This window comes from Acidocella sp. (assembly GCF_052326845.1).
Lineage (GTDB): Bacteria > Pseudomonadota > Alphaproteobacteria > Acetobacterales > Acetobacteraceae > Acidocella.
The window spans coordinates 1-8,347 of sequence record NZ_JBKQJR010000154.1 but is presented as its reverse complement, the minus strand read 5'-3'; the positions used below and the strand labels follow the sequence as shown (position 1 = coordinate 8,347).

The window sequence follows — 8,347 nt, the reverse complement described above, 5'->3', positions numbered from 1 at the left end:
ATGTTTGGCCAGATCCAGGCCGACGGTAGTAATTTGCATACGGGTGGCTCCTTTGCTCGGGTTGAAATGACAGCAACCCAATTTGGCACTCAGATGCCGTGAGCGGGAGCCATCCACCTCATCTGCTTATTGCCGTTGCGCGCTCCGCGGTGGCCGTTCCGGTTTCGGCCCCATGCTGCCACTCCTGACAAACAAAACACAAATTTAGTGCGGACAGCCATACGGTGACCGCCCCTTGCTGATCAGCTCGTCCTGCCAAGCCAGCGCGGCCAGCGTTCCCCTTACGGCAACCAAGGCAACGTCTTGCCAAGGCGAGACTTGATTCGCATCAACGCCAGAAGCCGCACGCTACGCTAGGGAAAAACCATGGAGCAGGCCTCAGGGATGGTCGTTTCGGTGCGTGGCGCGGTGGTCGATGCCGTGTTCCCCGTAGGTGCGCTGCCGCCGGTCAACACTGCCCTGCTCGTGGAATGGGACAGGCCGGAGCCGCTGATTCTGGAAGTTCATAGCCATGCGACCGGGGATACCGTCCGTGCCATCGCCTTGCAGGCAACGGCGGGGCTGGCGCGCGGCACCGCCGTGCGCGCCACAGGGGCGCCCATCGCCGTGCCGGTGGGGGAGGCTGTGCTGGGCAGGCTGCTGGATGTAACTGGCATGCTGCGCGACCGTGGCCCAACGCTGCCGCCGCAAACACCGCGCCGCGGCATCCACGAGCCGCCGCCCGCCCTGAACGAGGAAAGCGGGGCGGACCGGATTTTCGAAACCGGCATCAAGGTGATCGACCTGCTGGCCCCCTTGGCCCAGGGTGGCAAGGCGGCCATGTTCGGCGGCGCTGGTGTTGGCAAAACCGTGCTGGTGATGGAGCTGATCCATGCCATGGTGGAGACATACCAGGGCATCTCCGTGTTCGCTGGGGTTGGCGAGCGCTCGCGCGAGGGCCATGAGCTGCTGAACGACATGCAGGGCTCCGGCGTGCTGGCGCGCACGGTGCTCGTCTACGGCCAGATGAACGAGCCGCCCGGCGCCCGCTGGCGCGTGCCACTCACGGCCCTCACCATCGCCGAGCATTTCCGCGACGAAAAGCACCAGAACGTGCTGCTGCTCATGGATAACATCTTCCGCTTCGTGCAGGCCGGGGCGGAGGTGTCCAGCCTGCTCGGGCGCCTGCCCTCGCGCGTGGGCTATCAGCCGACCCTGGCGAGCGAGGTCGCCGCCCTACAGGAGCGCATCGCTTCGGTGGCGGGGGCGTCCGTCACCGCCATTCAGGCCGTGTACGTTCCGGCGGATGATTTCACCGACCCGGCGGTCACCGCCATCTCCAGCCATATGGACAGCGTGGTGATGCTCTCCCGCGATCTGGCGGCGCAGGCTTTCTATCCGGCTATCGACCCGCTCAACTCCACCTCCGCGCTGCTGGACCCGCTTGTGGTGGGCGAGGCGCATTACGCCATCGCCGAGCGGGCGCGGCTGACCCTGGCACGGTTCAAGGAGCTGCAGGACATCATCGCCCTACTGGGCGTGGAGGAGCTGGGCGCGGCTGACCGGCTCATCGTCACCCGGGCGCGGCGGCTGCAGCGTTTCCTCACCCAGCCCTTCATGGTCACCGAGGCGTTCACCGGCACGCCGGGGTGTAGCGTGAAGCTGGCCGACACGTTGGAGGGCTGCCGCGCGATCCTGGACGGCGAGGCCGATGGCTGGGCGGAAAGCTCGCTCTACATGGTCGGCACGCTGGAGGAGGCGCGGCGGAAGGAACAGGCCGCCCGCGCCGTGGTGCGCCCCGCATGAGGCTGCGCATCACCACCCCGCTCGCCATGCTGGTGGATGAGGAGGGTGTGCTCTCACTGCGCGCGGAGGATATGTCGGGCGGGTTCGGCATTCTCCCCGGCCACGCGGAATTCCTCACCAGCCTCGTCATCTCCCTGGTGAGCTGGAAGCTGGTGGATGGCGGGACGCGCCACTGCGCCGTGCGCGGCGGCATTCTCACGGTCACGGGCGGCCAGGAGATCGGCATCGCCACGCGCGAAGGGGTGCTGGGCGATGATCTCGCCACTCTGCATCAGGACATTCTGGCGCGTTTCCAGAACGATGAGGAGGCCGAACGTGTGGAGCACATCGCCCAGGCGCAGCTGCACTTGAGCGCGATCCGGCAGATCATGCGGCATTTGCGACCGCAGGGACGCGACGGCGGGGCCTTCCCATGACCGAACCCAAAGAGAAGGACAAGCTCCTGCACGAGGCCGAACGGCGGCAGGAACGGCACAAGACCCGGCTGCGGGAGGGTGAGCCCTCCGTCGCCCGCCGCCTGGCGCAAATCGGCGTGCTGGGCTGGATTATCGTGTTGCCCATGCTCGCCGGCATTTTCATCGGGCGCTGGATGGATGGGACATTTCACTCCGGCGTGTTCTGGACCGCGCCGCTGCTGTTTTTAGGGCTGGGGGTGGGCTGCTGGGCGGCCTGGAAATGGATGAACAGCGCATGACCCAACCACTTCTCCTCGTGGCTCATTTTGTCCTCGGCGGGGCTCTGGGCCTGCTCTATTTCCAGGGGCTGTGGTGGAATGTCCGCCAACTCGTGCAAGGCCGCCGCGCGGCGGTGACCGTCGCGCTAGGGGTGGCGCGGTTCCTGGGGCTGGGCGTGGCGCTGTTCCTCACCAGCCGGGAAGGGGCGCTGCCTTTGCTGGCCACGGCGCTCGGGGTTCACGCCGCGCGGGCCATGGTGCTGCGCCGCTTCAAGCAGGTGGCGGCATGACATCGCCTCTCGCCAACCCCGTGCTGCTGCATCTCGGCCCGGTGCCCATCACCGATGCCGTCATCGTCACCTGGGCGATCATGCTCGTGCTCTCGCTCGGCAGTTTCCTGCTCACCCGCCGCCTGTCGCTGCGCCCCAGCGCCACCCAGGCCGCGCTGGAGCTCATCGTCACCGCCGTGGACAGCCAGATCACCGACACCATGCAGATGGAGCCCGCCCCTTACCGCGCCTTCATCGGCACCTTGTTCGTATTCATCTTCGCCGCCAACTGGTCCACGCTCATCCCTGGCGTGGAACCGCCGACGGCGCATCTGGAAACCGATGCCGCCCTCGCTTTGCTCGTGTTTCTGGCGGTCATCTGGTTCGGCATCCGCGCCGGCGGGGTGCGCGGCTATCTCGCCAGCTTCGCCGCTCCCAATCCGGTGATGATCCCGCTCAATTTCGTCGAGAGCCTGACCCGCACCTTCTCGCTGCTGGTGCGCCTGTTCGGCAATGTCATGAGCGGTGTGTTCGTCGTCGGCATCGTGCTCTCGCTTGCCGGGCTGCTCGTGCCGATCCCGCTGATGGCGCTGGATCTGCTGACTGGCGCCGTGCAAGCATATATTTTTGCCGTGCTGGCGATGGTGTTCATCGCCCAGGCCACCGGCGAGGCGAAGCCCGCGACCCCAGAAGAAAGGATTGTCAAATGAACTGGTTGGCCCTTGCCAGCATCGTCTCCGCCGCGCTCGCGGTCTCGTTCGGCGCCATCGGCCCGGCGCTCGGCGAGGGCCGCGCCGTCGCCGCCGCCATGGACGCCATCGCCCGCCAGCCGGAAGCCGCGAACACCATCTCGCGCACGCTCTTCGTCGGCCTGGCGATGATCGAGACGATGGCGATTTACTGCCTGGTGATCGCGCTGCTGCTGCTTTTCGCCAATCCGCTGCTGAAATAGCCGCATGACGATCGACTGGCCGACGCTTCTCCTCCAGACGGTCAATGTCCTTATCCTCATCTGGCTGCTGCAGAAATTCTTCTGGCGGCCGGTGGCGGGGATGATTGCGCAGCGGCGCGCAGCGACGCAGACCATGCTGGACGACGCGGCGCAGAAGCGCGACGCGGCAGCGGCTGCAATGGCGGAGATCGAGCAGACCCGCGCCGGGTTCGCGCAGGAGCGGCAGGCCATCCTCGCCGCGGCGCAGGCGGAGGCGGCGCAGCACCGCGCCGCCGGGCTGGTGGAGGCGCACGAGGCCGTGCGCACGGTGGAGGCTGCCGCGCGGGATAGGCTGGCGGCGGAACAGCGGGAGGCCGAGGCCATGTGGCGCCAGCACGCCAGCGAGTTGGCCGTGGACATCTCTGGCAGGCTGGCGGCGCGGCTCAACGGTGCGGCGGTGCGGGCAGCGTTTCTCGACTGGCTGCTGGAGGATATTGCCGCCCTGCCGGAAGCCGTGCGCCGCTTGGCGGAGGGCGCAACGCTCGAGGTGCTTAGCGCTACGGCGCTTGCCCCGGAAGAACAGGCGCAATGCGCCACGCGCCTCGCCGCTTTGTTCGGCGCGGCGCCGCGCCTAGTGTTTCACGCTGATCCGGCGCTCATCGCCGGGCTGGAGCTGCGCGGCCAGAACATTCTCGTCCGCAACAGCTGGCGTGCGGATCTGGACCGCATCCTGAAGGAGCTGGGCAATGGAAGCGCCTGAAGCCTGGCTGCGGGAGGCGCGGGCCCGCCTCGCGGGCACGAAGCTCGGGGCGGAATCGGAGCAGATCGGCCGCGTGGAGGAAATCGCCGACGGCATCGCGCTCGTCTCTGGCCTGCCGGATCTCCGCCTCTCCGAGCTGGTGCGCTTCGACAAGGGCATGTTCGGCTTCGTGCAGACGCTGGATCGCGACCTCGCCGGCTGCGTGCTGCTGGACGCGCCGGAGCGCATCGCGGCGGGCGACACGGTGCGCGGCACCGGCGATGTGGTGCGCGTGCCCGTCGGCCCGCAGTTGCTCGGGCGGATCGTCGACCCGCTCGGCCGCCCGCTGGACGGCAAGGACCCGATCACCGCCGAGCGCTTCGAGCCCGCCGAGCGTCCCGCGCCCGAGATCATCGACCGCGATCTGGTCACCCAGCCGGTACAGACCGGGTTGCTCGTCGTCGACACATTCTTCGCCCTCGGGCGCGGCCAGCGCGAATTGATCATCGGCGACCGCGCCACCGGCAAGACCACGATCGCGGTGGACACGATCATCAGCCAGAGGGACAGCGACATCATCTGCGTCTATGTCGCCGTCGGCCAGAAGACCTCCAATATCCGCCGGGCCGTCGAGGCGATCCAGGCCAAGGGCGCGCCGGGGCGCTGCATCATCGTCGTCGCCGGGGCGGCGGAACCGCCCGGCATGCAATGGATCGCCCCGTTCGCCGGCTTCACCATGGCGGAGTATTTCCGGGATAAGGGGCGGCACGCGCTGGTGGTCATCGACGATTTGAGCAAGCACGCCGCCACCCATCGGGAGATTGCGCTGCTCACCCGCCAATCCCCGGGGCGGGAGGCGTATCCGGGCGATATCTTTTATGTCCATGCCCGCCTGCTGGAGCGCGCCGCCAAACTCTCGGCCGAGAAGGGCGGGGGCTCGCTCTCCGCCTTGCCCATCGCGGAGACGGATGCCGGCAATCTCAGCGCCTATATCCCCACCAACCTCATCTCGATCACCGACGGCCAGATCGTGCTCGACGCCCGGCTGTTCCACGAGGGGCAGAAGCCGGCGGTGGATGTGGGGCTGAGCGTCAGCCGCGTCGGCGGGAAGACGCAGGCCCGCGCCCTGCGCGAGGCGGCGGAGACGCTGCGGCTGGATTACGCGCAGTTTTTGGAACTGGAGATCTTCACGCGCTTTGGCGGCATGCCGGATGCGCATGTGCGTGCTCAACTCACGCGCGGCGCACGCATCCGCGCCATTCTCACCCAGCCCCCGCACAGCCCGCTGCGCCTGGCCGACGAGGTTGCGCTAGTGCACGCCGTGCAGTCCGGGCTGCTGGACGCCCTGCCTTTGGCCGAAATCCCCAAATTCCGCGCCGCCTTGCGCGAAGCGCTGGAGCGCGATGCCGGCCCCGCCATGCGCATGATCCAGCAGACCGGCACGTTGGATGCGGCCCAGGCCGAAGCCCTGCGCGCCGCCATCGCCGCCTGCGCCAAAAGCTTCGCGCCATGACCGTGCGGCTGGCGGACATCAACGCCCGCATCGCCGGTATCCGCGAACTCGGGACAGTGGTGAACGCCATGCGCGGCATTGCCGGGGCCCGCGCCCAGCAGGCCCGCGCCCAGCTCACGGCGGTGGACAGCTACGCCGCCGTCATCGCCCAGGCCATCGGGCGCGTCTTCGCCTGGGCCCCCGCCGTGCCGCCAAGCGCCGCACGCCGGGGGGAGCGCAGCGCCGCCGTGGCGTTCTGCGCCGAGCAAGGTTTTGCCGGCGCCTTCAGCGAGCATGTGCTCGGCGCGGTGCCCCCGGGGACGGAGCTCTTCCTGATCGGCTCGCGGGGCGCCGCCATTGCCACTGAGCGCGGCATAACGTCACGCTGGAGCGGTGCTATGCCGGCCGCCACCGCCGGCATCCCAAACCTGGCCAGGCGGATCGCCGAGGCGCTCTACGCCCCCATTGCCGAAGGCCGCGTGGCGCGGCTGGACGCCATTTACGGCCAATGGCACGCGGGCCAGGGGCTAAGCATCGCGCGCGTCGCCCTTTTCCCGCTCGACCCCGCCGCCTTTCCCCGCCCCGCCGATGCCAATATGCCGCTACTCAACCTCGCCCCGGAGACGCTGCTGCGGGACCTGACCGCCGACTACATCCACGCCGAACTCTGCCGCGCCGCCCTGCATGCCTTCGCCTCCGAGAATGAGGCCAGGATGGAGACGATGGCCGCCGCCCACCGGCAGATCGAAGCCAGGCTCTCCGGGCTGGAACTGACGCAGCAGATCGTGCGCCAGGAGGAAATCACCGCCGAGATCATAGAACTCGCCAGCGGAGAGATGGCGGGCCGCGCGCGTTACAGAAACCATTGCGAATACAATACCGATTTCCGGAAGGCCGCCACTGGTTAGAATTGAAGAGCGCCTGGTGTGAATCATCGTCGAATTACGACCCCGGCTCTGTGTCCCCCGTCAGGCCAATTAAACAGAACGGGGTGATTGAATAACGGAGAATTTCTGGCTCATCGTAACGGCGAAGGAGTGCAGATGAGCCAAAAATCCTTAGCCTCATGAACGAATGTCCGCTTGCTGCCGTTGGGCGTTCCAAACCGGCCAATCGGCTTCCGGCCGATGGGTGCGTTCGCTGTGCCGTTCCACCATCCGGGGGGCGGAATCCGGCTATTCTGGCCTCAGCCAGGGGACAAAACACCGCCTATCTGGGAAAAAGATGTTCCGGCGCGGGTCGAGAGGAACATGATCAGAGATTCCCTAATTGGCCGTGGCGGGGACAGCGGCAAGAACTCAATGTTGGCTGCTGACCGTGCCGTTGCTGCTGACTACACCAGTGCGGCTGACGGAAATAATGAACAACTGACCGCTTGGCCCAGTGTACGTCGTAGTTTTGCCGTTAACCGTCGCGCTGCCGGTACAATTTCTGTTGCAGCTACTCATGACTTTGAGCATCTGACAGCCGGCGCCGCTGCAATTGCTAATGGAGCCAATGCTGCTGGCACTGCTACTATTGCTGCTCGTGGAAGTGGAAGTCGCGACGTTGCTCGAACTTTGATCCGAAACTGTAGATTGCGCGAGTGCTATTGAACCCAGCGCAGAAAATACAACCGACAAAAAAAGCCGCTTCATAGCAACCTCCCTTATGAGTTTTCTTAAACTTCTTTCCATACCGTTCTGTGCATCGCGGCCGAGCACTTCCGTTTCGAACGACAATGTTGAAGGGTTCCAAAGGAAGACTGACTTGAAGGAACCCAAATATTGTACTCCTTACGGTTAGGCGAGACAATCGGCATTTGGCCTCTACAAGGCGAGCGCTTTGTTTGACGCATGCCAGGAAGCTAACTTTCGCGGCGGCTATTGTGCGTTGCTGCGGTCGGACATGTTATTATTGATAGGAAACTGACAGGAAGGCGCCGAGGAGCACCTTAAGCTATGTTCACCTGATAGGCCCTATTCATCAAAGGCGAAACGGAAGATGCCCGGCGATGCAATCAACCAGCGCTAGCGCCCGGCAGCGGGCCGAGACAGGTGCTGAAGACCAGATGTACGAGACTGTCGCGCGAGTGCCTGTTGGGAAGCACATGGATCAGACGCCCATCAACCAGGCTCGCGCGCAGATATTCTGAAGAATTAGCGCGGTGCCGGCGCCAGCGAGCGCCGCATCCAACAGGACCCGGAAGTCGCGGGTGCCTCAACCAGCATGCCCGTCACACTTCGCTGGCCAACCGAGATAGTTGCAGCGCCTAGGTCAAAGAGTTAATATCTATCATACCAAACTCATCAACTGAAAAATTCCGGATGAGACCTTTTCTGAGTTTTGGAGTGGCGCTCGGGTTGCTTCTGTTTTTCTGCGCTAGCGCAGCGGCAAGTAACCTTTGGGTTACGATAGAAGGCGTCGCGTCATCACAGGGCACGCTAATGGTCGGGCTCTACGACAGCGAAGAAAATTT

General features: G+C 65.5%; 10 protein-coding genes. 9 read left to right on the top strand and 1 reads right to left on the bottom strand.

Going from position 1 to position 8,347, the window contains the following annotated elements; translation table 11 throughout:
* Positions 1 to 366: 366 nt before the first annotated feature.
* Genes atpD through ACLPJJ_RS10740 form a run of 9 tightly spaced genes read left to right on the top strand, consistent with a single transcriptional unit; the run spans position 367 to position 6,797 of the window.
* Positions 367 to 1,785 (top strand): F0F1 ATP synthase subunit beta, encoded by a 1,419-nt coding sequence (gene atpD / locus ACLPJJ_RS10780; RefSeq protein WP_443590981.1) that lies wholly within the window; start codon positions 367 to 369, stop codon positions 1,783 to 1,785.
* A complete protein-coding gene (locus ACLPJJ_RS10775; protein ID WP_443590980.1) occupies positions 1,782 to 2,201 on the top strand; it encodes a F0F1 ATP synthase subunit epsilon in 420 nt (139 codons plus the stop codon). Before atpD ends, ACLPJJ_RS10775 begins: the two co-directional genes overlap by 4 nt.
* Entirely contained in the window at positions 2,198 to 2,479 is a 282-nt protein-coding gene (locus tag ACLPJJ_RS10770) for an AtpZ/AtpI family protein (protein WP_443590979.1), read from the top strand. Before ACLPJJ_RS10775 ends, ACLPJJ_RS10770 begins: the two co-directional genes overlap by 4 nt.
* The gene (locus tag ACLPJJ_RS10765) at positions 2,476 to 2,748 is read left to right on the top strand and encodes an N-ATPase subunit AtpR (RefSeq protein ID WP_443590978.1); all 273 of its coding nucleotides are present in this window, start codon (positions 2,476 to 2,478) and stop codon (positions 2,746 to 2,748) included. The genes ACLPJJ_RS10770 and ACLPJJ_RS10765 overlap by 4 nt, the downstream gene beginning before the upstream one ends.
* Positions 2,745 to 3,437, top strand: a complete 693-nt coding sequence (locus ACLPJJ_RS10760) for a F0F1 ATP synthase subunit A (RefSeq protein WP_443590977.1) — start codon at positions 2,745 to 2,747, stop codon at positions 3,435 to 3,437. Before ACLPJJ_RS10765 ends, ACLPJJ_RS10760 begins: the two co-directional genes overlap by 4 nt.
* The gene (locus ACLPJJ_RS10755; RefSeq protein ID WP_183267252.1) at positions 3,434 to 3,679 is read left to right on the top strand and encodes a F0F1 ATP synthase subunit C; all 246 of its coding nucleotides are present in this window, start codon (positions 3,434 to 3,436) and stop codon (positions 3,677 to 3,679) included. Before ACLPJJ_RS10760 ends, ACLPJJ_RS10755 begins: the two co-directional genes overlap by 4 nt.
* A gap of 4 nt (positions 3,680 to 3,683) precedes the next feature.
* Positions 3,684 to 4,418 carry a F0F1 ATP synthase subunit delta gene (locus ACLPJJ_RS10750; protein ID WP_443590976.1) on the top strand — a complete coding sequence of 245 codons (735 nt, stop codon included), beginning with the start codon at positions 3,684 to 3,686 and terminating at the stop codon, positions 4,416 to 4,418.
* Positions 4,405 to 5,910 (top strand): F0F1 ATP synthase subunit alpha, encoded by a 1,506-nt coding sequence (locus tag ACLPJJ_RS10745; protein WP_443590975.1) that lies wholly within the window; start codon positions 4,405 to 4,407, stop codon positions 5,908 to 5,910. The genes ACLPJJ_RS10750 and ACLPJJ_RS10745 overlap by 14 nt, the downstream gene beginning before the upstream one ends.
* Positions 5,907 to 6,797 carry a F0F1 ATP synthase subunit gamma gene (locus ACLPJJ_RS10740; RefSeq protein ID WP_443590974.1) on the top strand — a complete coding sequence of 297 codons (891 nt, stop codon included), beginning with the start codon at positions 5,907 to 5,909 and terminating at the stop codon, positions 6,795 to 6,797. The genes ACLPJJ_RS10745 and ACLPJJ_RS10740 overlap by 4 nt, the downstream gene beginning before the upstream one ends.
* Before the next feature lie 390 nt (positions 6,798 to 7,187).
* On the opposite strand, the gene ACLPJJ_RS10735 is transcribed toward ACLPJJ_RS10740, so the two are convergent.
* On the bottom strand, positions 7,188 to 7,652 hold the full coding sequence (locus ACLPJJ_RS10735; protein ID WP_443590973.1) for a hypothetical protein: 465 nt from the start codon (positions 7,650 to 7,652) through the stop codon (positions 7,188 to 7,190).
* Positions 7,653 to 8,347: the final 695 nt, after the last annotated feature.

Bases quoted from the DNA above. Each gene is read 5' to 3' on its own strand.
- ACLPJJ_RS10765 (WP_443590978.1), top strand. From the start codon at position 2,476: ATGACCCAACCACTTCTCCTCGTGGCTCATTTTGTCCTCGGCGGGGCT.
- atpD (WP_443590981.1), top strand. From the start codon at position 367: ATGGAGCAGGCCTCAGGGATGGTCGTTTCGGTGCGTGGCGCGGTGGTC.
- ACLPJJ_RS10750 (WP_443590976.1), top strand. From the start codon at position 3,684: ATGACGATCGACTGGCCGACGCTTCTCCTCCAGACGGTCAATGTCCTT.
- ACLPJJ_RS10775 (WP_443590980.1), top strand. From the start codon at position 1,782: ATGAGGCTGCGCATCACCACCCCGCTCGCCATGCTGGTGGATGAGGAG.
- ACLPJJ_RS10770 (WP_443590979.1), top strand. From the start codon at position 2,198: ATGACCGAACCCAAAGAGAAGGACAAGCTCCTGCACGAGGCCGAACGG.
- ACLPJJ_RS10760 (WP_443590977.1), top strand. From the start codon at position 2,745: ATGACATCGCCTCTCGCCAACCCCGTGCTGCTGCATCTCGGCCCGGTG.
- ACLPJJ_RS10740 (WP_443590974.1), top strand. From the start codon at position 5,907: ATGACCGTGCGGCTGGCGGACATCAACGCCCGCATCGCCGGTATCCGC.
- ACLPJJ_RS10745 (WP_443590975.1), top strand. From the start codon at position 4,405: ATGGAAGCGCCTGAAGCCTGGCTGCGGGAGGCGCGGGCCCGCCTCGCG.
- ACLPJJ_RS10755 (WP_183267252.1), top strand. From the start codon at position 3,434: ATGAACTGGTTGGCCCTTGCCAGCATCGTCTCCGCCGCGCTCGCGGTC.